Source organism: Drancourtella sp. An12 (assembly GCF_002160935.1).
In the GTDB taxonomy this organism is placed as follows: Bacteria; Bacillota; Clostridia; order Lachnospirales; family Lachnospiraceae; genus Sellimonas; species Sellimonas catena.
The window spans coordinates 1-23612 of the sequence record NZ_NFLO01000010.1; the positions used below are offsets into that span (position 1 = coordinate 1).

22 protein-coding genes are annotated in these 23612 nt (G+C 46.0%); 5 read left to right on the plus strand and 17 right to left on the minus strand.

The window, feature by feature from the left end:
- Window positions 1-199 precede the first annotated feature (199 nt).
- The 6 genes from B5E64_RS09995 to B5E64_RS10020 all read right to left on the minus strand — a co-directional run bounded on the left by B5E64_RS09995 (window position 200) and on the right by B5E64_RS10020 (window position 8066).
- Window positions 200-1648, minus strand: a complete 1449-nt coding sequence (locus tag B5E64_RS09995; RefSeq protein WP_087168380.1) for a 4Fe-4S dicluster domain-containing protein — start codon at window positions 1646-1648, stop codon at window positions 200-202.
- A gap of 100 nt (window positions 1649-1748) precedes the next feature.
- On the minus strand, window positions 1749-3329 hold the full coding sequence (locus B5E64_RS10000; protein WP_087168381.1) for a DUF975 family protein: 1581 nt from the start codon (window positions 3327-3329) through the stop codon (window positions 1749-1751).
- Window positions 3316-4647, minus strand: coding sequence for a replication-associated recombination protein A (locus B5E64_RS10005; RefSeq protein ID WP_087168382.1), 1332 nt, complete (start codon window positions 4645-4647; stop codon window positions 3316-3318). The genes B5E64_RS10000 and B5E64_RS10005 overlap by 14 nt, the downstream gene beginning before the upstream one ends.
- Window positions 4648-4706: 59 nt before the next feature.
- Complete coding sequence (locus B5E64_RS10010) at window positions 4707-6050, minus strand: CapA family protein (RefSeq protein WP_162610176.1); 1344 nt, start codon at window positions 6048-6050, stop codon at window positions 4707-4709.
- 129 nt (window positions 6051-6179) lie between these two features.
- A complete protein-coding gene (locus tag B5E64_RS10015) occupies window positions 6180-7391 on the minus strand; it encodes an aminotransferase class I/II-fold pyridoxal phosphate-dependent enzyme (RefSeq protein ID WP_087168384.1) in 1212 nt (403 codons plus the stop codon).
- A gap of 129 nt (window positions 7392-7520) precedes the next feature.
- Window positions 7521-8066 carry a histidine phosphatase family protein gene (locus B5E64_RS10020; RefSeq protein ID WP_242960144.1) on the minus strand — a complete coding sequence of 182 codons (546 nt, stop codon included), beginning with the start codon at window positions 8064-8066 and terminating at the stop codon, window positions 7521-7523.
- Window positions 8067-8319: 253 nt separating this feature from the next.
- On the opposite strand from B5E64_RS10020, the gene B5E64_RS10025 reads away from it, so the two are divergent.
- From B5E64_RS10025 to B5E64_RS10035, 3 genes are all read left to right on the plus strand, one after another.
- Window positions 8320-8859, plus strand: coding sequence for a Uma2 family endonuclease (locus B5E64_RS10025; RefSeq protein WP_087168385.1), 540 nt, complete (start codon window positions 8320-8322; stop codon window positions 8857-8859).
- Between the two features lie 175 nt (window positions 8860-9034).
- Window positions 9035-9307: a hypothetical protein gene (locus B5E64_RS10030; RefSeq protein WP_087168386.1), complete on the plus strand. Its 273-nt coding sequence runs from the start codon at window positions 9035-9037 to the stop codon at window positions 9305-9307.
- Window positions 9291-9569, plus strand: a complete 279-nt coding sequence (locus B5E64_RS10035; RefSeq protein ID WP_087168387.1) for a DUF4160 domain-containing protein — start codon at window positions 9291-9293, stop codon at window positions 9567-9569. Before B5E64_RS10030 ends, B5E64_RS10035 begins: the two co-directional genes overlap by 17 nt.
- 259 nt (window positions 9570-9828) lie before the next feature.
- On the opposite strand, the gene B5E64_RS10040 is transcribed toward B5E64_RS10035, so the two are convergent.
- The 8 genes from B5E64_RS10040 to B5E64_RS10075 all read right to left on the minus strand — a co-directional run bounded on the left by B5E64_RS10040 (window position 9829) and on the right by B5E64_RS10075 (window position 16701).
- Entirely contained in the window at window positions 9829-10839 is a 1011-nt protein-coding gene (locus B5E64_RS10040) for a GGGtGRT protein (RefSeq protein ID WP_087168388.1), read from the minus strand.
- Window positions 10840-10859: 20 nt separating this feature from the next.
- Complete coding sequence (locus B5E64_RS10045; protein ID WP_048622003.1) at window positions 10860-11552, minus strand: nitrogen fixation protein NifU; 693 nt, start codon at window positions 11550-11552, stop codon at window positions 10860-10862.
- A 155-nt stretch (window positions 11553-11707) separates the two neighbouring features.
- Window positions 11708-12973: a competence/damage-inducible protein A gene (locus B5E64_RS10050; protein WP_087168389.1), complete on the minus strand. Its 1266-nt coding sequence runs from the start codon at window positions 12971-12973 to the stop codon at window positions 11708-11710.
- A 1-nt stretch (window position 12974) separates the two neighbouring features.
- Window positions 12975-13520, minus strand: coding sequence for a CDP-diacylglycerol--glycerol-3-phosphate 3-phosphatidyltransferase (pgsA, locus tag B5E64_RS10055; protein WP_087168390.1), 546 nt, complete (start codon window positions 13518-13520; stop codon window positions 12975-12977).
- Window positions 13521-14843: a 30S ribosomal protein S12 methylthiotransferase RimO gene (gene rimO, locus B5E64_RS10060; RefSeq protein ID WP_087168391.1), complete on the minus strand. Its 1323-nt coding sequence runs from the start codon at window positions 14841-14843 to the stop codon at window positions 13521-13523.
- A gap of 63 nt (window positions 14844-14906) precedes the next feature.
- A complete protein-coding gene (gene rpoZ, locus B5E64_RS10065; protein ID WP_087168392.1) occupies window positions 14907-15149 on the minus strand; it encodes a DNA-directed RNA polymerase subunit omega in 243 nt (80 codons plus the stop codon).
- Between the two features lie 26 nt (window positions 15150-15175).
- Window positions 15176-15793, minus strand: a complete 618-nt coding sequence (gmk, locus tag B5E64_RS10070; RefSeq protein WP_087168393.1) for a guanylate kinase — start codon at window positions 15791-15793, stop codon at window positions 15176-15178.
- A 29-nt stretch (window positions 15794-15822) separates the two neighbouring features.
- On the minus strand, window positions 15823-16701 hold the full coding sequence (locus tag B5E64_RS10075) for a YicC/YloC family endoribonuclease (RefSeq protein ID WP_087168394.1): 879 nt from the start codon (window positions 16699-16701) through the stop codon (window positions 15823-15825).
- 121 nt (window positions 16702-16822) lie between these two features.
- On the opposite strand from B5E64_RS10075, the gene B5E64_RS10080 reads away from it, so the two are divergent.
- Window positions 16823-18565 (plus strand): NFACT RNA binding domain-containing protein, encoded by a 1743-nt coding sequence (locus B5E64_RS10080; RefSeq protein ID WP_087168395.1) that lies wholly within the window; start codon window positions 16823-16825, stop codon window positions 18563-18565.
- 137 nt (window positions 18566-18702) lie between these two features.
- Here the strand turns inward: B5E64_RS10080 and galT are convergent, their stop codons facing one another.
- Both galT and B5E64_RS10090 read right to left on the minus strand, forming a co-directional pair.
- Entirely contained in the window at window positions 18703-20193 is a 1491-nt protein-coding gene (galT, locus tag B5E64_RS10085; RefSeq protein WP_087168396.1) for a UDP-glucose--hexose-1-phosphate uridylyltransferase, read from the minus strand.
- Window positions 20194-20211: 18 nt separating this feature from the next.
- The gene (locus B5E64_RS10090; RefSeq protein ID WP_087168397.1) at window positions 20212-21375 is read right to left on the minus strand and encodes a galactokinase; all 1164 of its coding nucleotides are present in this window, start codon (window positions 21373-21375) and stop codon (window positions 20212-20214) included.
- 251 nt (window positions 21376-21626) lie between these two features.
- Between B5E64_RS10090 and B5E64_RS10095 the strand changes: the two genes are divergently transcribed.
- Window positions 21627-22553 (plus strand): AraC family transcriptional regulator, encoded by a 927-nt coding sequence (locus B5E64_RS10095; protein ID WP_087168398.1) that lies wholly within the window; start codon window positions 21627-21629, stop codon window positions 22551-22553.
- Between the two features lie 55 nt (window positions 22554-22608).
- Here the strand turns inward: B5E64_RS10095 and mgrA are convergent, their stop codons facing one another.
- Window positions 22609-23610, minus strand: coding sequence for an L-glyceraldehyde 3-phosphate reductase (gene mgrA / locus B5E64_RS10100; protein ID WP_087168399.1), 1002 nt, complete (start codon window positions 23608-23610; stop codon window positions 22609-22611).
- Between the last annotated feature and the right edge of the window lie 2 nt (window positions 23611-23612).

Below are 23612 nucleotides of genomic sequence, written 5' to 3' on the forward strand. Positions count from 1 at the left end.
GTGGTTTGCCTCCGGCTTCCTTCAGACCCCACCTCACGGTGACGCCCTTGCCTTTGGCTGCACCCTTCCCACTGCCGGGCGGGTCAGGGACTTTCACCCCTTAGAACGTGTGCCCGCCGGGCGCACAACAAAAAAGGAAAGTTCCAATGAACTTTCCTTTTTCTATATTCGTTTCTATATACAGGAAATCAGATATTTCCTACTCTCTGTGCATGGAGAAGCTGTCCATCTGATATCTGCTCAGGTTTTCGTGAATTCCTCTGTCGTCTGCCTGGCTGATCAGTGCATCTCTGTTCTTTTTAGATGAAAACTGGTCGTTATATGCGCTTGGTCCTCCCACGCAGCCGCCTTCGCATGCCATTCCTTCGATAAAGTCAAACGGAAGTTTTCCTGCTCTTAAAAGAAGAAGAGCCTTCTTGCATTCTGCGGCCCCGTTCGCCTTCTGTACTTTCACATCGATATCGGCGTCGGCCTCCTTCATACTCTGCAGTACTGCCGCCGTCACTCCACCGGAATTTGCAAAGCGTTTTCCAAATGTAGATGCAATCTGATCGTTATTCTCACATGGTTCCAGTTTCACATTTTTTGCTCTCATAATCGCGCGGATCTCACTGTATGTAAGTACAAAGTCTGCATTTCCTTCAATCTGCTGATCCACAACTTCTGATTTCTTCGCCACACATGGTCCGATGAATACCGTAACTGCCTCAGGATCCTGTGCCTTGATCAGCCTGGATACCGCACACATCGGTGATACCGTTGTAGAAACACAGTCTGCAAGCTGTGGAAAATGCATCCGCACCATATTGACAAATGCCGGGCAGCAGGATGTCACTTTCTTCTTTCCTTCCTTGTAGGCTTCCGTCCATTCTTCCGCCTCGTATGCCGCAGTCATGTCCCCTCCAAGTCCTACGTCGTAAAAGTCCACAAAGCCGATTTCCTTCATGGCCTTTCTCCAGCTTGCCATCGTGATATCCGGACCAAACTGTCCTTCTGTGGCAGGGGCTGCCATTGCATAAACATGTTTTCCGGACTTCAACGCTTCAATAACCGGTACCATGAAGCTCTTTGTTCCGATTGCTCCAAACGGGCAGCTGTGGATACATTTTCCGCAGCGGATACATTTGTCCTTATTGATCACGGAAAGACCGTATTCATTGTAAGTAATTGCGTCAACCGGACAGCTGAACTTACACGGCCGCTTCAAATGTGCAATTGCATTATACGGACATGCCTTTGCACACTGTCCGCACTCTTTACACTTGGATGCATCAATATGGGACCGGTGTCTTCCTGATTCGATTGCTCCGAATTTACATGCGTTGATACATGCTTTTCCAAGACAGTTCTGACAGTTTTCAGTCACTGTATAACTGGAAATCGGACAGTCCTCACACGCCGAATTAATGACCTGAATAATATTTCCATCATCCTCTTCACCCGGCGCCTTTCCTTCTGCCAGACGAACTCTCTGACGTATGATTTCTCTTTCTTTGTAAATACAGCATCGAAACTGCGGAAGAGGTCCCGGAATCAGTCTGCCTGCAATGTGATCCCGCTCTTCTTCCAGTTTCCCTTCAAAAGCCAGCCTCGCCACTTCATTCAGTACCTTATGTTTGATTGTGATTACATTTTCATCAGCGTACATGTTTCTCTCCTGTCTCCTTTTTTTCTTACTCTTTCATTAATGCGCTGATTCTATTATAAATTAATCATGGAAAAAAGGAAAGTGTGCACCGTGTATTTATTCAAAGACAAAGCAGCGACAATACTTCGCCAGCATGTACATGATAGTCGGTAATCCCTGCCCCGCTGTTCGGATGGATCAGTGAATAAACGATATCAACAGCAAACAGAAGCAGCAGGACTACACAGATGATTCTTGCAATCTTCTGTGGAATCCGCCTGTAAATTTCATCAAAAAACGGCGCCGCGATATAGATAAAGGCACAGCCTCCAAGCCCGAATACGATCAACCCTTCCGCGCAGATGCGCCCGTGAAGATTCAAAAAGTATCCGGTATAATTCCACCAGTACATACCTTTAATTTCCCACAAAAGCCATGCGGACAGATATTCTACAGCACCACACACAACCACCGCCATCAAAAAAGTCACAAGCGGCTTATGCACAAACCGTTTCAAAAGCATGACTACCAGAATGCCTCCCGTTCCGTAAATCGGCAGCCACGGTCCATGAAAAAATCCCCTGTTTACAAACACACCGTCCCCAAACAAATGAAGAGACACTTCCCACAGCCATCCAACGAATGAAAAGGTAAAAAATATAAGAATAAGGGATCTCAAAGAATAGGTCCGCTCATACTCAATGCGGATCCATTTTTTCACCTGCGGATTATAAAGTCTATGGGATTCTACCGGATACTCTTCCAGATCTGATTCTTCATACAACCTCTCGTCATCGAGGAAACGGACTCCATCAAGTCCTTTTTCAAACGCTTCCTCTCTCAGCGCCACATAAAGCTCGGCAGATGTGGTCTCCGTATACGGGGTAATAAAGGCATGCCTTAAAATATCCATGGTAAATATATTCAGGATATGCCATCCCAGAAAAGAAAGATCCAGGATAAAAGCCCGCATTTTATTTCCATTCATCATCTGTCTGGACAAAAGAAAGGCTTCACGGTGCGGAATATCCGGATTTTCCGCCAGAATAAACGGAATCATCCGATAAGAATACCTTTTGATGATACCGCCGATAATCGTCATATCCCACAGAAACAGAAAAACTGATTTTTTCAGCATGATAAACATTACATTTTTCCAGCGTCTTGCTCTCCAGACAAAGGCAAGCCGGCCCATTTTTACCTGGCGGTATGTTCTGTTTTCCAGAAGAAATCTGCACTGCCCTACGCTCAGGACGTTACTTACAAAAATCAGAAACAGAATCAGTAAAATGACACCGATCAGAATAACAAAGCCTTCTGCAATTTTATCTTTGAACAAAAAATCATTCATCGCATTTAAAAATCCAAAAAAAGCAGATCTTTCCTTGGTCATATGATTATAGACTCCGGCCAGCACCCCTTTTTTCGGGGTATAGTGCTCCCCCAGAAAGGCCAGAATCTGTCCGCTCTCCGTATCAGAGCTTCTCTCTATACTCAAATACCAGTCGTTCAAAATCTGCGCATTCGTCGGTATTCCGATTTCCCCTCCGGTAAGTCTGACTGCCGCATCGTCAATCCGGTAGGAAATCCTCATACCTCCTGCAATAAATGCCAGCATCAAACTGATTCCGATAATCCGCCACCAGTTCTTACGCAAAGCCTGCTTTCCCTGTTTCTTCAGCTTTTTTCTACTCCACATCATTTCGATCTCCGTTTTTCCATTCCTTTATCTTCTGAAGGCGCTCTTTTACTTTGCGCTCTTCTCCCTGTTCCGTCGGCTCATAATAGATTCTTCCCTTTAAACTGTCCGGCATGCACTGCATACGGGTCAGCTTTTCTTCAGTATTATGAGCATATTCATACCCTTTTCCGTAATTTAACTCTTTCATCAGTCCTGTTGGCGCATTTCTCAATACCAGCGGCACCGGCTCTGCGCGTTTTTCTTTCACATCCCGCTTGCAGGACTCACACGCCCGGTACAGGGCATTGGATTTTGGCGCCATTGCCAGATATACAACTGCATGGGTCAGATGTACATCGCACTCCGGCATTCCAAGAAAATGGCACGCCTGATATGCCGCAACCGCCACCTGCAGCGCCCGGCTGTCTGCCATCCCCACATCCTCGCTTGCAAACCGGATCAGTCTCCGGGCAATATAAAGTGGATTTTCTCCGCCTTCCAGCATCCGGCACATCCAGTAGACTGCTGCATCAGGATCGCTGTTTCTCATGGACTTGTGAAGGGCGGAAATCAGATTGTAATGTTCCTCCCCGGTCTTATCATAGAGCAGAGACTTCCGGCTGATACACTGCTCCAGTCCTTCATTGGTGATCCGGATTCCCTCTGCGCTCATTTCCCCGTTCAGCACCGCCATCTCCAGCGTATTCAGCGCAGTCCTGGCATCCCCGTTTGCAAAGGCGGCGATCGCCTCTATCTGCTGCCCGGTAATCTGAAGATTCTGATTTCCGAATCCCGCCGGACTTTTCAACGCATGCTCGAGCAGTTTCACCAGATCTTTCATCTCCAGTGCTTTCAGTACAAAGACCTTGCATCTGGAAAGGAGCGCGGAATTTACCTCAAAAGACGGATTCTCCGTAGTCGCCCCGATCAGAATAATACTTCCTTTTTCCACAAACGGAAGGAAGGCATCCTGCTGCGCCTTGTTGAACCGGTGGATCTCGTCCACGAAGAGCACGGTCCGTTTTCCCATCTGACGCTGCATCTCCGCCGTATTCATGACTTCCTTAATCTCTTTGATCCCGCTTGTCACGGCACTGAAATTGACAAACTCCGCCTTCGTTTTCCCCGCAATGATACTTGCAAGGGTTGTCTTTCCGACACCAGGCGGCCCCCAGAAAATCATGGAGGAGATCTGATCTTTCTCAATCAGCTGCCTTAAAATCCTCCCTTTCCCGACCAGATGCTCCTGCCCTGCAAACTCCTCCAAAGAGGAAGGACGAAGCCGGGAGGCAAGAGGCGCCGACCGTTCTCTGTCATCAAATAACGATAATTGTTCCATAGCTCTTTTTTACCTCCTTTTTCATCTCGCCCCTGTTGCAGGCTGTCTGACTGACCGGATTATTCTGACCGCTCAAATACCTGCGGCTTCAGATATGGTTCAAAGTAAGCCTGAATACTCTCCGGTGAAAAATCCTCATTCGTCTCCTGATGAACACCGCTGGCCGCTGCCAGCTCCTCGGTATATTTTTCCAACGGATATACCGCATATCCTGAATATCCCGGTTCATAATGCATCACGAGAGGCTCCATGGAGTACATTTCAATACTGATCTCGCCTGTATCCGGATCTTTGACAAACGTCATATCTGCCATTCCCTCCAGAAGCTGGGAAATTCCCTGCTGTCCGGAAACAAAATTCCCAAGAGAATAGTACACAAGCATCTGCTTTCCATCCGGACGTTCCATCATGCCGTACGGACGGATCACATGCGGATGCGTGCCAATCACTACATCTACTCCAAGATCGGCCAGATACTCCACCCGCTCTTTCGTCGCTTCATCCGGTTCATTTTGATATTCCACCCCGGTATGCAGAAAGACCATCACGATATCCGCCTCTTCTTTGGCTCGTTCCACATCCGCTTTTACCGTCTCTTCATCATAGACATCAACCGCATAAGATTCATTTTCCGGAACCGGAGCTCCGATATTGATCAGGGTTGTGTAATTCATCATTGCAATCTTAAACGCCTTCTTCTCGATGATCTTCACCCGGTCCGCCTGCTGGTCTTCGGCGCTTTCATGAATTCCAAGCACTGCCGGAGGCGTCTCCTGGGATTCCCAGAAAGCAAGGGAATCTGTCACTCCTTCTTTTCCTTTATCATAGGAATGATTCGTTGCCATGGTAATCACATCGAATCCCAGATTTGCAAGGGCCTGGCCGCCTTCCTGCGGCATTCCAAAGGTCGGGTAGCCGCTCGTATTGTCGTGGCTGCTCACAATCGGCGTCTCCTGATTGACAACGGCAAGATCCGCCCCTTCAATCTCTTCTTTTACATTTTCATAAATGTAATCATAGCTCCACACTCCGCTTTCCTGCTGTCCGTCGGCCAGTACGGTGTCATGGAAAAAGTTGTCTCCGACAGCCACCATGTGCAGTGTGTGCTCCTCTTTTTCTTTTTTCTCCGCTTCTTCCCGTTTTTTCTTCTCTTTGGCTTCTTTCTCCGCCTGAATCTTCGCATCAGTCTCTACTGCCTTCTGATGGCAGGAGCGGATCGATGAAATCAAGCCAACAATCAGCACAAGAATCAGTACCATACAGCCGATCAGAATTCTCCGCTTCCAGATCAGCTTCTTCCGGCGCTTTTCTCTTCGGATTCTCTTGCGCCTGGCTAATTCCCGCCTTTTTTCCTCTTCGGTCATAGCTTTCCACCCTCTTTTCTCTTTTGTAACTGTTTTCATTCCTTCAGACATTTCGTCCTGTGCTGATTATACCATATTCGACATAAAAAGGCAGTAAAAAGAGATGCGCCCCGGATATATGTTACACTTCTATCCTGGCACATCTCTTTTGTAATCAGCCTTTATCCTTTAAAATACATATTCGTCAAGCCGACGGAATGCTTCCTGCACCCTGGAAAGCGGCAACGCAAGGTTCATACGAATACCGTATTCACCGTGGAACGGACGTCCGTCCTGCCATGCAACACCGACATCCCATCCTGCCTTCAAAAGCTCGTCCACTGTTTTTCCATGCTTTTTGCACCACTCTTCACAATCCAGGAACAACATGTAGGTTCCCTGCGGTTTTGAGAGGTTTACACCTTCAAAATGCTCTTTGATGTAATCATATGCATAGTCCACATTTCCGGACAGTACCTGACGGAGCTCATCTACCCACTCAGCTCCTTCTTTCCTGTATGCTCCCACAAGCGCATGCATGGAGAGCACATTCATGGAATTATAATGGCATTTGCTGCTGCTTGCCACAACTCGGTCACGAAGATAGGAATTATAGATCACGTGATAACTTCCAATCAGACCGGCCAGATTGAATGTCTTGCTTGGTGCATACAGTGCGATGGTCCGGTTCTTTGCGTCCTCACTTACAGACTGGGTCGGTGTGTGGTGATATCCTTCCAGAATCAGATCAGACCAGATCTCGTCGGAAATAACAATACAGTCGTTTGCCTTATAGACTTCCATGGCCTTTTCGATTTCTTCCGGCTCCCAGACTCTTCCGGTCGGGTTGTGTGGATTACAGAACACTGCGACATGGATCTTGTTTTCCTTGATTTTGGCATCCATATCTTCATAGTCCATCCGCCAGACTCCTTCTTCATCCTGCTTTAACAGACTGTGTACGATCTTATACCCTGCTCCTTCGATACTGTTTGTAAAACCGATATAAGTCGGACTGTGAACAAGGATCGGATCCCCATGAGATGCAAACGCATTCAGTGCAGATACCAGTCCCCCAAGCACTCCGTTCTCATAACCGATATCTTCCTTTGTAAGTCCTTCCACGCCTTTACGTTCCTTATGCCAGTTGATAATGGCATCGAAATATGCATCCGATGGATTAAAATATCCAAATGCCGGATGTTCCAGACGTGCCTTCACCTCTTCGATAATAGACGGCGCTGTCGGGAAATTCATGTCTGCCACCCACATCGGGATCAGATCAAACCCTTCCTTCGGTCCTCCCGGCGCAAATCCCCCTGCCGGAACATTGCCCGGAAGATCCACTGCAATGGCGTCCTTACCGCGCCGGTCCATAATGGATGTAAAATCATACTTCATGTTGGTAAACCTCCTCGTTTTTGCTGTCGTATCTTCTCTTGCAAACGCAAGCGCTTTTATTATTATACCACAATCATCCCGGTATGCGGTACAAGTTACTGATAGATACTTCCCAATGTCTTCGGAAACTTATAGCTTTTCCTGATAAAAGCAGATCTCTCCATTGTCAGGATGCGGTACCCCTGTCATCGCCTGAATCATATATCCATGTCCGGCAACTATGATTTTATGATACTGCCTGTATTTTTTCAGAACCCCTTCTACCCTCTGCCGGATATCCTCTGCGGACTCCCAGAGGGCTCCTTCCATTGCTTCTCCGTTACGTTCCATGAACTCATGAAATGCTTTGTGAGCTGTTTCATTTTCTTCGTAAATGTAATGCTTATTTGCCACCCATTCATGCAGGTCGGTCTCTACGGCAATCGGCAGATCCAACCGCCTGGAAAGAATTGCCGCTGTCTGGACCGCCCTTGTATAAGGAGATGTCAGAATTAACTCTGCATCTTTCAGTCTCGGATCTTTGGCTGCCTCTTCAATCTGACGGATCCCTTCTTCGGAAAGCGGTGCCAGATTCACACCGAATCCCTGGTAAATCTTTTGATCTTTCAGGGAATAATCAGTCTGACCATGCCGGATAAAATAAACATTCATGGATGCTTCATGAAAAGTCTCCATACTGATCACTCCTTGCTTTTTTATTGTAAGTATATTATATTTTTCTCATTCTTCCCGGTTTTTGTCAATCCATTTCAGAATCTTCTTTATGTCCAGATTTGCAAAGTCTGTTGTGTCGATGTCGAAAATTCAATAATACTAAGAGATTTCAAACCAGTGGGTGTTCCAAAAAGTTTGATATTCATTGTGTTCTTTTGTATAATATATTTAAACAGCTTGAACAAAAAAGAGCTTTGAGAAAGGACGTGACACTATGCCATTACCGGAAAAACGCTATACATCAGATGATTACTGGAACCTTCCGGACGGAGAACGTGCAGAACTAATCAATGGACAGCTCTACATGGTGGCTCCGCCAAGTCGCTTACATCAGGAACTGGTACATCAGTTAAGCCGCGTTATTGGTAACTACATTTCTGACAAACGTGGTGACTGTAAAATCTATCCCGCACCATTCGCCGTAAACCTCAACGCGGATGATACCGTGTATGTTGAACCAGATATTTCTGTTATCTGCTCAAAAGATAAGCTGACCGATAAAGGATGTGTTGGTGCTCCCGACTTCATCATCGAAATTGTCTCGCCAGGCAGTCGTAAGCTGGACTACAGCATCAAAAATGGCAAATATGCCGAGGCAGGTGTCCGCGAATACTGGATTGTCGATCCCGAAAAGGAACGAACGACTGTTTACCATTATGACGAAGATTCCGCTCCTGTCATGATTCCTTTCGATCAGCCTGTAACAGTGGGAATATATGGAGATTTAAGCTTTACAATAGCTTCTTTGATCTAGGTGAAAAGTGGTGTGCTGATGGTATGATCTCATTATTCTTTAGCAACATCACTCTTGCTCATGATAATACAGGACACAAATATCATACATCTTCTTATAGAAGAAAAAATAGAAAATCACCAGATGTCTCCATAGCAATCTGGGGAATAATATATAGAAAGGACGGTATAAAGGCATGATGTATCCATATTTAACTCTTAATGATGATACGGAAATCACACATTCTGAGATGCTCCCAGATGGTCGTGTCAAAGTCTATATTGAAACACCCGATCTGAAAGACGGGTTCCATAATGCAACTTGTTTTCTTCCCGAATATGAATGGACAGATATTCACGGCTACTCAGAAAATGAAATGAACTATTTCAAAAAACTGATTCGCAACAACGCGCACTTGATCATGGAGTTTTCTCAGGAAGGAGGCTTCTCTGATGCCGCAAATCTTTAGAATTGGTTCCTATCTTGTTTACTTTTGGTCAAATGAAAACGATCCTCTGGAACCAGTACACGTGCATATTTCAGAAGGACGCGCATCAGCAAATGCCACAAAAATTTGGATAACCAGCACTGGAAAAGCTTTAGTATGCAATAATAACTCCAAGATTCCTCAAAAAGAACTTCGCCGAATGATCCGAATTATCGAAGCAAACAGTGACCTTATATTAGACAAATGGTACACACAATTTGGTGAGATACGGTATTACCTCTAGCACTTTCACTTTTGTTATAAAATCATGATTACCTGTCAAGCATGTATTTTGCATTGTAATAGGCTAGCGCCTAAGGTGCTAGCCTTCATTTCATTATATTATTCTTATTTTTTATTCACAGTCTCCCGTTTCTTAATTCCATATTAAAATTAAATACTGATCATCGACACATAAAGTCTTGAAAAACTTAGAGGAGATACAGAAAAATAAAAATAAGCGGCACTCTATTTTACAAAGTACCGCTTAAAATTAAAATTTCTTAGAATTTACCAGCCTTAGCAGCTTCCTCAATGGCAACTGCAACAGCTACTGTCATACCAACCATCGGGTTGTTTCCTGCTCCGATCAGACCCATCATTTCTACGTGAGCCGGTACGGAAGAGGATCCAGCGAACTGTGCGTCAGAGTGCATACGTCCTAATGTATCTGTCATACCGTAGGAAGCCGGTCCTGCTGCCATGTTGTCCGGGTGAAGTGTACGTCCTGTACCACCGCCGGATGCTACAGAGAAGTATTTCTTTCCTGCTTCGATACATTCTTTTTTGTATGTACCTGCAACCGGATGCTGGAAACGTGTCGGGTTTGTAGAGTTACCAGTGATGGATACGTCTACGCCCTCTTTCCACATGATTGCAACACCTTCACGAACATCGTTTGCTCCGTAGCAGTTTACTTTGGAACGAAGTCCGTCAGAGTAGGATGTACGGGAAACTTCTCTAAGTTCTCCTGTATAGTAGTCATACTCTGTCTGTACATATGTAAATCCGTTGATTCTGGAAATGATCTTTGCAGCATCTTTTCCAAGACCGTTTAAGATAACACGTAATGGTTTTTTACGTACTTTGTTTGCTTTCTCAGCGATACCGATCGCACCTTCTGCTGCTGCGAAAGATTCGTGTCCTGCAAGGAATGCGAAGCAGTCTGTGTCTTCTTCCAGAAGCATTTTTCCAAGGTTACCATGTCCAAGACCTACTTTTCTCTGGTCAGCTACAGATCCTGGAATACAGAAAGCCTGAAGTCCTTCTCCGATTGCTGCTGCTGCGTCTGCTGCTCTTGTGCATCCTTTTTTGATTGCGATTGCAGCACCTACAATATATGCCCAGCATGCGTTTTCAAAGCAGATCGGCTGAATGCCTTTTACCTGATTGTAAACATCAAGGCCTGCGTCTTTTGTAATTTTCTCTGCTTCTTCGATAGAAGCGATGCCATAGCTGTTTAATACAGCGTTGATTTTATCAATTCGTCTTTCATATGATTCAAATAAAGCCATTTTAAAAGTCCTCCTCTCGCCTATTCCTGTCTTGGGTCGATGATCTTCACTGCATCATCCACACGGCCATACTGTCCCTGTGCTTTTTCCCATGCTTCGTTCGGTGTGTCACCTTTCTTAATGAAATCGGTGAATTTTCCAAGGCTTACGAATTTGTAACCGATGATCTCATTGTTTTCGTCTAATGCGATTCCTGTTACATATCCTTCTGCCATTTCCAGATAACGAGGACCTTTTGCAAGTGTTCCGTACATGGTACCAACCTGGGAACGAAGACCTTTTCCTAAGTCTTCCAGTCCTGCACCGATCGGAAGTCCGTCTTCAGAAAATGCGCTCTGTGTACGTCCGTATACGATCTGTAAGAAAAGCTCTCTCATTGCTGTGTTGATTGCGTCGCAGACAAGGTCTGTATTTAAAGCTTCGAGGATAGTTTTTCCTGGTAAGATCTCGGAAGCCATGGCTGCAGAATGTGTCATACCGGAGCATCCGATTGTTTCAACCAGTGCCTCCTGGATAATTCCGTCTTTTACGTTCAGTGTCAGCTTACATGTTCCCTGCTGAGGAGCACACCAGCCTACACCGTGTGTTAAACCGGAAATATCTTTAATTTCTTTTGCCTGTACCCATTTTGCTTCTTCTGGGATTGGAGCTGGTCCATGATTCGCACCCTGTGCAACTGGACACATCATTTCTACTTCGTGTGAATAAATCATCTTAAGGACTCCTTTCAACTATGTGTAATCTCTCTTGGGAGACTGCCTTTTGACAGCCTTTATCCGTGTTAATTTTCTCACAAAAATGCGTTTTCGTCAATCAGCTGATTGCACAAAACGTCGAATTTTTCGGTTAGATCCATGTGGCGATCATCCTATTTTGCTTCCAGAAGCATCTCTCTTAACAGAATGAGTCCTCTCGCCACAGCATATTCCCGGTTTTTCTGACGATTTCCCGTAAAGCAGCATCGTTCGACTTTTGTTTTTCCTTTCACAGTACAGCCGATGTAAACAAGCCCCACCGGCTTTTCCGGTGTTCCGCCGTCCGGACCTGCGATTCCGGTCACAGCAATGGATGCGTCTGCCCCGGAGACTTTGCATGCTCCCTCTGCCATGGCCCGTGCTGTCTCCTCGCTGACTGCTCCGTATTGCACCAGAATTTCATGCGGCACATGCAGAATCCGCTCTTTTGCTTCATTAGAATACGTCACATGCGCCTCGTTCAGCACGCTGGATGCTCCCGGCACATTGATCAGCCGTCCGGACAGAAGTCCTCCGGTACAGGACTCTGCTGTCGTCACTGTCATATGACGTTCCTCCAGCATATGAACCACGGCTTCTTCCAATGTGACTTCTTCTTTTGTCGTATAAATATAATCGCCGAACCGGTTTTTCAATTCTTGTACCATCGGCGCCATCAGCTGCTCTGCCGTCTCCTCGTCTTTTGCCTTTGCAGTGATCCGGAAATGCACCTCCGCAGTCTTTGCATACGGCGCAAGGGTCGGATTGGTCTGAGCATCCATCAGATCTGCCACCATGGTCTCCGCCCGGCTTTCACCGATAGAGCAGACCTTTACCATGCAGGAATAGATTCCTTCCGGCTGCAGCCCGGATAGATACGGCGCAATCTGAGTTTCAAACATCGGGATGCACTCATTCGGCGGCCCCGGAATCAGGATTGCACGCTTGCCTTCATACTCGGCGCCTTCCTCTCCCGTCACAATCAGCCCCGGAGCCGTACCGTTCTGATTCTCAATCACAATTGCTCCCTCCGGAACCAGCGCCTGCTTCCAGTTATTCCGGGTAATTTTCCCCTTTGAATGAAGCCGGTTAAAGAATTCCTGAATCCGCTCTTTTGTGTGGGCATCCTCATATAATTCCTTTCCAAATACTTTTGCGGTCACTTCTTTTGTCAGGTCGTCTTTGGTCGGTCCAAGTCCTCCTGTCAGAATTACCACATCAGACCGTTCCAACGCCCGGCGGATCGTATCTTCCATGCGCGCCTCATTGTCCCCTACCACACTTTGGTGATATAAAGACAAACCTAGCAGAGCGCATTTCTCTGCTAGGTAAGCTGCATTGGTATTTACGATATTGCCGAGCAGGATTTCTGTACCGACGGAAATCAGCTCTGCAACCATCCTACATACCTCCTTTTGTCAATACTTCTTTGTTCTTTACAATGTAATCGATCAGGGATACTACCGTCAGAATCAGCGCAAGATAGATCAACACTGTCTCAATGACGGAAGCAATATTCCCCGGAAGATCCAGAATCAGGAAAATAATCATAAACATCTGGGAAACGGTTTTGAATTTTCCCCAGTAGCTTGCGGCAATCACGATACCGCTGTCCGATGCTACCAGACGGAATCCGCTGATAATAAATTCACGGCTGATAATGACAATGACAATCCAGGCCGGAAGTTTATCCATCGGAATCAGACAGATCATTGCGGAGCTTACAAGCAGCTTGTCCGCCAGCGGATCCATAAATTTTCCGAAATTTGTTACCAGATTATACTTTCTTGCAATCTTTCCATCCAGCATATCTGTAAGACTTGCCACGCAGAAAATCACAAGTGCGATATAGTTGCTGTACGTTCCTCCCAGATCCGTCAGCATAAATACAACAAAAAACGGAATCATGATGACACGCAGTACAGTCAGTTTGTTTGGCAGATTCATTTACATCAACTCTCCTATCAAATCATATTCACATGCACCGGTCACTTTGACTTTCGCGAAATCTCCGGACATGAGTTCTGCGTCGGTATTGACAAAGATCAGTCCGTCTACATTCGGCGCATCTTTATAAGTTCTGCCCACATAGGCATTTTCATCTGCTACTTTCCCTTCGATCATAACGAGAACTTCTTTTCCAATCATGTTTTCTGCCTGTTCAAAGGCAATTTCCTGCTGAAGTTCCATCAGTTCGGCTCTCCGGTCTTCCTTGATGCTTTCCTCAATCTGATCCGGCATGGATGCCGCAGGAGTGCCTTCTTCCGGCGAATAGGTGAATACTCCAAGACGGTCAAACTCCATCTCGTCCACGAAGTCCATCAGCTCTTCATGCTGTTCCTGCGTCTCTCCCGGGAATCCGGTAATCAGTGTTGTACGAAGTGTGATGTCCGGGATCTCCTCTCTCAGTCTTGAGATAATATGTACCAGTTCCTCTTTGGATGTACGTCTTCCCATTCTCTTTAAAATGCCGTCGCTTGCATGCTGAATCGGAAGGTCCAGATAATGACAGATCTTCGGCTCTTCTTTCATCGTCTGAATCAGCTCTTCGGTAATCTCCTCCGGATAGCAGTAAAGAATCCGGATCCAGCGGATCCCGCTGATCTGGCAGAGCTTATGGAGCAGTTCCGGAAGTTTCTTTTCCCCGTAAAGGTCTTTTCCGTAAAGTGTCGTCTCCTGAGCCACCAGGATCAGCTCTTTCACTCCGTCTGCGGCCAGCTGTTCCGCCTCTTTGATCAGATGATCCATCGGAACGCTTCGGAAATTTCCTCTGAGTTTCGGGATGATGCAGTACGTACAGTGTTTGTCACACCCCTCTGCGATTTTCAGGTAGGCATAGTGGCCGCCGGTAGTCACGAGCCGGTGCGTTTCAATCAGCGGTAGTGTATCCAGCGGCTCCATCATCAGATAAGAGTGTCCTTTCAAAGCCTCATCCACTGCGTCAAGGATGTGTCCGTAGGAAGCTGTCCCGAGGACCGCGTCCACTTCCGGGATCTCCTTTGTGATCTCCTCACGGTATCGTTCTGCCATACATCCCGTCACGATCAGAGCTTTCAGACTGCCGGATTTTTTGTACTCCGCCATCTGCAGAATCGTCTCAATACTCTCTTCCATGGCATCATGGATAAAGCAGCAGGTATTGACAATAATCACATCCGCCTTTTCCTCTTCATCGACGATCTGATATTCTCTGGAAGCCAGCATCCCCAGCATCGTCTCCGAGTCGGCAAGATTCTTGTCGCACCCAAGTGAGATAAATAAAATATTCATGTATTCTCTCCTAACAGTTCATAAGGCAGATACTTGTTTCAAAAGCACCTGCCTTTTTGTCTCTTATTCTTCGGTTTCTTCTCCAAGAATTTTTAACTTTCCATTGTTCATCTCGTCGATAGCAATAGAAAGCGGTTTTTCTCCGTCTTTAACCGAAACAAGCGGGTCCGCATGATCGATCAGCTGCCTTGCTCTCTTTGCTGTAGCAAGAACGATAGAATAACGGCTGTTTACAATCTTTGTATCCCCCTCTTCTACGTCCTGATTCACCACTTTCATTAAGTCTGTGTAAGATGGATGCAGCATAGCCTCATTCTCCTTTCTATTCTTCTTTACAATTCTTCAAGTTCTTCTCTTATTTTAGCGATAAACTCCGCGTTTCTCATGACTTTCTTCTTCTCATTCTGAATCACTGCGTGAAGCTCATCCACACAGGTCTCCAGATCATCATTGATGATCAGACAGTCGTAACAGTCAATGCCTCTGGCCTCTTCTTTGGCGCGGGCAAGCCGCTCTTCGATGACTTCCATCGTCTCGGTTCCCCGTCCAATCAGACGTCTGCGGAGCTCCTCAGCGCTTGGCGGGGTGACAAAAACAAGAAGCGTATCCGGAAACTTTTCTTTTACCTTCAATGCCCCCTGTATTTCGATCTCAAGGATCACATCCTTGCCCTTCTCAAGCTGCTCCTCCACATAGGAGCGTGGTGTCCCATAATAATGGTTAACATATCTAGCATACTCTATTAATTCGTCTTGTGCAATCATTTTTTCAAATTCTTCGGTTTCTTTGAAAAAATATTCTCTTCCGTCCACTTCTCCCTCTCTCGGTTTTCTCGTGGTGGCTGAAATGGACAGAGCATAGTCCTCATATTTCTCCATCAGACGCTTCATGGCCGTCCCTTTTCCTGCTCCGGAAAATCCCGAAAGCACGGTCAGTATCCCTTTTTGCATGTTTGTTTCTTCCCTTTCCTATCTAACTGCTATTCAATGTTCTGAATCTGTTCCCGGACTTTCTCGATCTCTGTTTTCAGATCGATTCCATAATTGGAAACGGTCAGGTCATTGGCCTTTGACAGAATCGTATTGGCCTCCCGGTTCATCTCCTGAGCGATAAAGTCCAGTTTACGTCCGATGCCCTCTCCTGCCTGGAGGGTAGATTTCATATGATCGATATGACTTTTCAGACGGACAATTTCTTCATCCGTACAGATCTTGTCCGCAAACAGCACAACCTCCGCGGCGATACGGCTCTCATCGATCTGCGTATCTGCCAGAAGTTCTTTTACCTTCTCTTCCAGCTTTTCCCGATACTCCGAAAGAATCTGCGGGGAGCGCTCCTCAATCTTCTCTACAACAGCCTTCATATCGTCAAGCTTGCCGATGAGATCTTCTCTTAATTTCTCTCCTTCGGTCTCTCTTGCCGATACAAACTGGACACAAGCTCCATCCAGTGCCTCTCTCAGGCCATTCCACATTTCCTCTTCATCCACATCCTGCTCTTCCATTGTGAAGACTTCCGGGTATCTGGAAAGTGCGGAAATGCGGACATCATTTTCCAGTCCGAACTTCTCCTCCATCTGTCTGAAATAGTCCAGATACTCAGAGGCAAGCGCCTCATTATATTTCAGAGACATCTGTCCTTCTGAGAGGTCTTCGTAAGTTACAAAGATATCCACTTTCCCTCTCTGAATATACTTTTTCAAATAGCTCCGGATTGCGGTTTCAAAAAAATAGAGCTTTTTCGGCATACGGATATTGACATCCAGGTAGCGGTGGTTTACACCCTTCATCTCGACTGTAAATTTCTTTTCTCCGCTTTGAATCTCGCACCGGCCAAAGCCCGTCATACTTCTTATCATGATCATTTCCTCTATAAAGTTTATTTTGCTGTTTTTCATTATAATTCATTTGATTTTTATCGTCAACCATGTTCAACTATGTTATACTGTAAAACAGACTAAAAGCAAAGGAGAATGACCTATGGCATTAGATGGAATTACCATTGCAAATATAGTAAAAGAAATGCGGGATGCCCTCCTTGGCGGACGGATCGCAAAGATCGCCCAGCCGGAGGCTGACGAGCTTCTTCTTACTGTCAAGGCACCTTCCGGACAGCGCCGTCTCTATATCTCAGCGAGCGCTTCCCTGCCTCTTGTGTATCTGACAGACGAGAACAAACCAAGCCCGTTTACAGCCCCGAATTTCTGTATGCTTCTCAGAAAACATATTGCAAACGGACGGATCGTGTCCATCACACAGCCGTCTCTTGAGCGGATTATCGTGCTTGGAATCGAGCATCTGGATGAGCTTGGAGATCTCTGCCGTAAGAAACTTGTCATTGAGATCATGGGCAAACACAGCAACGTCATTTTCTGTGATGAGGATGACCGGATCATCGACAGTATCAAGCACGTGCCTGCCCAGATGAGTTCCGTGCGGGAGGTTCTTCCGGGACGGACTTACTTTATACCGGATACGATGCACAAAGCGGACCCTCTGACCATATCGGAATCCGATTTTGCAGAGCTTCTCAGACAGAAGCCGTCAGCGCTTTCCAAGGCTCTCTACACAAGCCTTACCGGAATCAGTCCTGTCGTGGCTGAAGAAATCTGCTTTCTCGCCGGACTGGATTCTGCTCTTCCGCCGTCAGAGCTTTCCGATGATCTGATGACGCATCTGTACCGGCAGTTTTCTCTGTTTCTTGATCAGGTTCGAGAAGAGGATTTTCATCCGGCCATCTATTACCGGAACAACGAGCCTCAGGAGTTTGCATCTGTTCCGCTGACGCATCTGGAAGGATGTGCCCGTCAGGAGTTTGACACCATTTCTCAGGTACTCTCTTCCTACTACGCAGTCAAGAACCGGATCACCCGGATCCGCCAGAAATCAGCCGATCTCCGGCACATCGTGCAGACTGCCCTGGAGCGAAACCGGAAGAAATACGACCTGCAGGCCCGCCAGCTGAAAGATACGGATAAGAGGGAAACCTACAAAGTCTATGGAGAACTTTTGCAGACTTACGGCTATCAGGCAGAACCGGAGGCCAAGGAGCTGGAGGCGCTGAATTACTACACAAATGAAATGATCCGGATTCCACTGGATCCAACGAAGACGCCTCTGGAAAATGCAAAACGCTATTTTGAAAAATATAATAAGATGAAGCGGACTTATGAAGCGCTCTCCCATCTGATCGTAGAAACCCGGGACGAGATCTCCTATCTGGAATCTGTCAGCAACGCACTGGACATTGCCCGGACTGAAGACGATCTGGCGCAGGTCAAAGAAGAGCTGACACAGAGCGGTTATGTCCGCCGGAAATTCACAAAGAAAAAAGAGAAATTCAAAAGTATGCCGCTCCACTATATTTCCAGTGACGGCTATGATATGTATGTAGGAAAAAATAATTTCCAGAACGAAGAGCTGACTTTCTCTTTCGCATCGGGAAATGACTGGTGGTTCCACGCAAAAAAAGTGCCGGGCTCCCATGTCATTGTCAAATCCCAGGGAGAAGACATGCCGGACCGCGTCTTTGAGGAGGCCGGAAAACTTGCCGCTTTCTATTCCAAAAATAATGGAAGCGAAAAGGTCGAAGTCGATTATGTAGAGAAAAAGCATGTGAAAAAGGTCAAAGGGCAGAAACCGGGATTCGTTATCTATCATACCAATTATTCGTTAATTGCGGATACTGATATCAGTATGTTAAAAGAAGTATCCGAATCCTGATCATAAGAGCCAGAAAAGGGATCGTCGGGTAAAATCCCGTCGATCCCTTTATTCATTCTTTTATTCTTTTCCATTATCTGATGCTTTCACGTCAAAGCGTGACGCAATCCTATACATCTCTTTTTCTCCGTCTGTTTCTACAGAGTCTGGATAAAGCGCATGAACGCTTCTCTTCCCTCTTCGGTGCATTTATAGACACCTGCGTCTTCCAGTACATGAACAAACACCTTACCAATCTCCTGCTGCAGGATCTCTTCGATGTTGTCCGCATTGATTTCTTCGTATTCTGGAAGGAATTTCTCTACCCAGTCCGCATGTTTTTCGATCTTTTCATTGCTGCGGATGTCTTTTCCTTCCAGAATGTATTCTTTCAGAAATTCGATCTCGTCTTTCAGGCGGGCCGGCAGAACTGCAAGTCCCATTACCTCGATCAGACCGATGTTTTCTTTCTTGATATGGTGGTACTGTGCGTGCGGATGGTAAACGCCGAGCGGGTGCTCCTCTGTCGTAATATTATTCCGAAGCGTCAGATCCAGTTCGTACATACCGTCTTTCATTCTTGCAATCGGAGTGATGGTATTATGCGGCTCTCCATCTGTCTCGGCAAAGATAAATGCCGCTTCATCTGTATATCCTCTCCATGCTTTCAGTACATGATCCGCAAGGTCGATCAGTCTCTTTTCATCCTGATGACGAATTCTAAGTACGGAAAGCGGCCACTTCACGATTCCGGCCTCTACATCTTCATAACCCGGGATTGTCACTTTCATTTCAATCGGTGCTTTTGCCATGGCAAACGTATAATGGCCTCCCTGGAAATGGTCGTGGCTTAAAATGGAACCGCCTACGATCGGAAGATCCGCATTGGATCCAAGGAAGTAATGCGGGAACTGCTTTACAAAGTCAAACAGCTTGGTAAATGCAGCACGGTCGATCTTCATCGGCGTATGCTCCCCGTTGAACACGATGCAGTGCTCATTATAGTAAACATACGGTGAATACTGGAATCCCCATTTGGATTCATTGATGGTAATCGGAATGATCCGGTGGTTTTCTCTTGCAGGGTGATCCAGTCTTCCCGCATATCCTTCGTTCTCCATACAGAGCTGGCATTTCGGATATGCATTGTTCTTCGCATTTTTCGCTGCTGCAATGGCTTTCGGATCCTTCTCCGGTTTGGAAAGATTGATCGTAATGTCAATCGTACCATACGGACTTTCTACCGTCCATTTTTTATCTTTCTTTACACGATAACGGCGAATATAATCGCTGTCCTGGCTCAGTTTGTAGAAATATTCTGTGGCTGCTTCCGGAGATTTTTCGTATGCATCCCAGAATTCTTTCTGTACCTGTGCCGGACGCGGTACCAGACAGTTCATCATCTTTGTATCAAAAAGATCCCGGTATCCGATACTGTCTTCGATCAGTCCTCTGTTTACCGCTTCATCAAGAAGCTCTTTTAATACACTTTCCAGATCAATGTTCTCTGCCTTTTCTTCCGGTTCCTCATAGCTGTCCTCATGGAACAGATCCAGAAGGAGGTTTGTCGCATAGATCTTTTCACATTCCGGAAGAAGTCCGGTTTCGATTCCATACTGCACCAGCCTGCTGATACTTTCGTTTAACATCGTATTTTCCTTCTTTCCTTATAATACTCTTGCACCGTCACCGATCTCTACTACATAGAACTCTGCTTCACGGCCTGTCTTTTCTTTGTATCCTGCTCCGACCTGATCGATAAAGGTATCCACTGCATCATTTTTTACAATGCTGACTGTACATCCGCCGAATCCGCCTCCTGTGATTCTGGATCCGATCACTCCGTCAATCTTCCATGCCAGATCTACCAGAACATCGATTTCTTCGCAGGATACTTCATAGTCATCGCGAAGAGAAATATGAGACTGATTCATCAGACGTCCGAACTCTGCAATATCATTTTCTTTCAGTGCTTTTACCGCACGGATTGTTCTCTGGTTTTCATAAACCGCATGTTTTGCACGTTTTTTGCAGATTTCATCTTTAATGGCATCCTTGTGTGCCTCGAATTCTTCTTCTGTCAGATCTCCGAGTGTCTTGATATCTACGACTTTCTGGAGATCATGAAGCGCTTCTTCACTCTCCCGTCTTCTGTCATTGTAAGCGGAATCTACAAGGCTGTGTTTTACTTTACTGTTTGTGATGACAATCTTTGCATCATCCAGTTTTACGGAAGCATATTCATACTGAAGTGTATTCGTATCGAGGAATACTGCACAGTCCTTTTTGCCCATTGCTACAGCGAACTGATCCATGATACCGCAGTTGCAGCCATTGTAATTGTTCTCGGAATACTGGCCGATCAGCGCGATGTCCTGCATTGAGATTTCAATGTTAAACAGTTCTTTCAGCATAACTCCGATCAGCACTTCCAGTGATGCGGAGGAAGAAAGTCCGGATCCATTCGGGATTGTTCCGTAAATCAGGACATCCATTCCCTGCGGAATTGAGTAGCCTTTCTTTTCAAATGCCCAGATTACACCCTTCGGGTAATTGGTCCACTGTGCTGCCTGTGACGGCACCAGATCATCGAGGCTTGTCTCAATCACGCCTAATTTTTCAAAGTTTGCAGAATAAAAGCGAAGCTTTCTGTCTTCTCTTTTTCTTGCAATTCCATATGTACCAAGGGTCAGTGCGCATGGGAATACATGTCCGCCGTTATAGTCTGTGTGTTCTCCGATCAGATTGACTCTTCCCGGCGAAAAGAAGGTTTTGATTTCCCCTTCCCCTCCGTACAGTTTCTGAAATGTTTCCATCAGTTTCTTTTCCATACTTCATACCTGCTTTCTTTTCCTGATTTATTCTCTGTAATAAAATTATAATGCGTTTATGAGATCAGTACAACAAATATATTGCTCAAAACCATAACAATATTGAGGTGTTAAAGCTTGATTTTTTCCCCGGAACAGCGTATGATACATAGGACTGAAATCACAGCCTTTCAGCCAAGTCTTATTGACACTACTAAACTACTATGCTTCCCAGTCGAAATGGCTGTATTTCGACTGTAGAGTTTGAAACTATGCAGATTCAGATTAACGAAGATAAAAAAGAATTAAAACAACATGGAGATTACACGTTTCCGGTGAATTTAAGCGGCGAGATGTTGTCCAGATATGAAGGCGGTGCTTTTTTCTGGCACTGGCACACGGAAATAGAACTGACTTTAGTTCTGAAAGGCCAGATCGAATACCGGGTCAATGAGCGCACCTACCATCTGAAGGCCGGCGACGGGCTGTTCTGCAACAGCAACGCCATGCATGCAGGAATGCGCATTGACAACCAGGACTGCCAGTATTTTTCCACCACGTTTCATCCCCGGTTTCTGTACGGATTTGAAAACAGCATTCTTCAGACCAAATATGTGGATCCGATCCTGAATGCCCCGGCGTTCTCTTCTGCTGTATTTCTTTCATCGGAAGAATGGGCATCAGAAATTCTTTCCCTTCTTCGGGAGATCTATGCACTTTATCTGCAGCCGGCACCGGACCAGGAACTGCGTCTTCATATTCTCATATCCGAAATCTGGAGACACTTATATGGACATTTCACAAGTTGCTCCTTTGAAGAGCCGTCCTCATCAGATTCCATTGGACGGCTGAAAGAGATTTTGTCTTTCATTCATACTTCCTATGCAAAGCAGATTACACTGGAAGAGATTGCAGATCATGTGCATCTGTCAAAAAGTGAGTGCTGTCGCTTTTTCAAGCGGCATATGAATATGACCGTCTTTGATTATCTTTTATATTACCGTATTCAGCAGAGTCTTCCGCTTTTGCAGGAAGGTCTCTGTACGATCTCCAAGGCAGCCGAGTCCTGCGGATTTTCCAATGCGTGTTATTACGGGAAACTGTTCAAGCGGTATATGAACTGTACTCCGAGACAGTATCAGGCCCGGTTCCGCCCGGACAGACATCCATCCCGGGAGACATTTCCCCAAACAGATTAAACAGCTGAAAAATACAGCCCCGGATTTTTCTGCCCGGGGCTGCTCTCATTTTATATTAGTTGAATTTCTTTAAGCTGATTTTATCGATCTGTTCCAGTTCTTCCTCAGAAAACGGCGTTCTGCTGACCGCTCCGACATTTTCCATAAGCTGAGACGGTCTGGATGCTCCTACAAGAACACTTGTCACTTCTTTGTCTTTTAATACCCAGTTCAAGGCCATCTGTGAAAGGGTCTGTCCTCTCTGGGATGCCAGTTCTTTCAAGGCACGGATCTGGTGAATCCGCTCGTCTGTCAGAGCACTTTCTTTCAGGAATCTTCCGTCTGTCCGGATCCGGCTGTCGTCCGGTATGCCATTCAGATAACGGTCCGTAAGCATTCCCTGTGCCAGCGGGCTGTATGCAATGATCCCTTTTTCACGCTGTTTTGCCGCTGCCTTCAATCCGTTTTCTTCGATCGAACGGTCAAAGATCGAGTAGCGGTTCTGGTTGATGATAAACGGACAATGATAAGATTCCAGAAGATCTGCCGCTTTTTCCATCGTCTCTCCATCATAGTTGGAAATCCCTGCATACAATGCCTTCCCGCTTTTGACAATTGACGCAAGAGCGCCCATCGACTCTTCCAGCGGTGTTTCCGGATCCATGCAGTGGTGGTAGAAAATATCCACATAGTCCAGTCCCATTCTCTTCAGGCTCTGATCCAGGCTGGCTGTCAGATACTTTCTGCTTCCTCCTGTTCCATAAGGGCCGTCCCACATGTCGTATCCTGCCTTTGTGCTGATAATCATCTCGTCCCGGTACGCTGCCATCTCATTCTTTAAAATCCGTCCGAAATTCTCCTCAGCGCTTCCCGGTACCGGCCCATAGTTATTCGCGAGATCAAAGTGGGTAATTCCCAGATCAAACGCGGTAAATACCAGTTCCTTCATTCTGTCATATGCTGCATTGCTGCCAAAATTATGCCACAGTCCGAATGAAACTGCCGGGAGCTTCAGTCCGCTCTTCCCGCATTTTGCATAGCTCATCCCCTGATATCTTGTTTCTGCTGCCTGATACATGT

Excerpts from the sequence above, each read along its gene's own strand:
- B5E64_RS09995 (WP_087168380.1), bottom strand. The coding sequence starts at position 1,648 with ATGTACGCTGATGAAAATGTAATCACAATCAAACATAAGGTACTGAAT.
- B5E64_RS10000 (WP_087168381.1), bottom strand. The coding sequence starts at position 3,329 with ATGATGTGGAGTAGAAAAAAGCTGAAGAAACAGGGAAAGCAGGCTTTG.
- B5E64_RS10005 (WP_087168382.1), bottom strand. The coding sequence starts at position 4,647 with ATGGAACAATTATCGTTATTTGATGACAGAGAACGGTCGGCGCCTCTT.
- B5E64_RS10010 (WP_162610176.1), bottom strand. The coding sequence starts at position 6,050 with ATGAAAACAGTTACAAAAGAGAAAAGAGGGTGGAAAGCTATGACCGAA.
- B5E64_RS10015 (WP_087168384.1), bottom strand. The coding sequence starts at position 7,391 with ATGAAGTATGATTTTACATCCATTATGGACCGGCGCGGTAAGGACGCC.
- B5E64_RS10020 (WP_242960144.1), bottom strand. The coding sequence starts at position 8,066 with ATGGAGACTTTTCATGAAGCATCCATGAATGTTTATTTTATCCGGCAT.
- B5E64_RS10025 (WP_087168385.1), top strand. The coding sequence starts at position 8,320 with ATGCCATTACCGGAAAAACGCTATACATCAGATGATTACTGGAACCTT.
- B5E64_RS10030 (WP_087168386.1), top strand. The coding sequence starts at position 9,035 with ATGATGTATCCATATTTAACTCTTAATGATGATACGGAAATCACACAT.
- B5E64_RS10035 (WP_087168387.1), top strand. The coding sequence starts at position 9,291 with ATGCCGCAAATCTTTAGAATTGGTTCCTATCTTGTTTACTTTTGGTCA.
- B5E64_RS10040 (WP_087168388.1), bottom strand. The coding sequence starts at position 10,839 with ATGGCTTTATTTGAATCATATGAAAGACGAATTGATAAAATCAACGCT.
- B5E64_RS10045 (WP_048622003.1), bottom strand. The coding sequence starts at position 11,552 with ATGATTTATTCACACGAAGTAGAAATGATGTGTCCAGTTGCACAGGGT.
- B5E64_RS10050 (WP_087168389.1), bottom strand. The coding sequence starts at position 12,973 with ATGGTTGCAGAGCTGATTTCCGTCGGTACAGAAATCCTGCTCGGCAAT.
- pgsA (WP_087168390.1), bottom strand. The coding sequence starts at position 13,520 with ATGAATCTGCCAAACAAACTGACTGTACTGCGTGTCATCATGATTCCG.
- rimO (WP_087168391.1), bottom strand. The coding sequence starts at position 14,843 with ATGAATATTTTATTTATCTCACTTGGGTGCGACAAGAATCTTGCCGAC.
- rpoZ (WP_087168392.1), bottom strand. The coding sequence starts at position 15,149 with ATGCTGCATCCATCTTACACAGACTTAATGAAAGTGGTGAATCAGGAC.
- gmk (WP_087168393.1), bottom strand. The coding sequence starts at position 15,793 with ATGCAAAAAGGGATACTGACCGTGCTTTCGGGATTTTCCGGAGCAGGA.
- B5E64_RS10075 (WP_087168394.1), bottom strand. The coding sequence starts at position 16,701 with ATGATAAGAAGTATGACGGGCTTTGGCCGGTGCGAGATTCAAAGCGGA.
- B5E64_RS10080 (WP_087168395.1), top strand. The coding sequence starts at position 16,823 with ATGGCATTAGATGGAATTACCATTGCAAATATAGTAAAAGAAATGCGG.
- galT (WP_087168396.1), bottom strand. The coding sequence starts at position 20,193 with ATGTTAAACGAAAGTATCAGCAGGCTGGTGCAGTATGGAATCGAAACC.
- B5E64_RS10090 (WP_087168397.1), bottom strand. The coding sequence starts at position 21,375 with ATGGAAAAGAAACTGATGGAAACATTTCAGAAACTGTACGGAGGGGAA.
- B5E64_RS10095 (WP_087168398.1), top strand. The coding sequence starts at position 21,627 with ATGCAGATTCAGATTAACGAAGATAAAAAAGAATTAAAACAACATGGA.
- mgrA (WP_087168399.1), bottom strand. The coding sequence starts at position 23,610 with ATGTATCAGGCAGCAGAAACAAGATATCAGGGGATGAGCTATGCAAAA.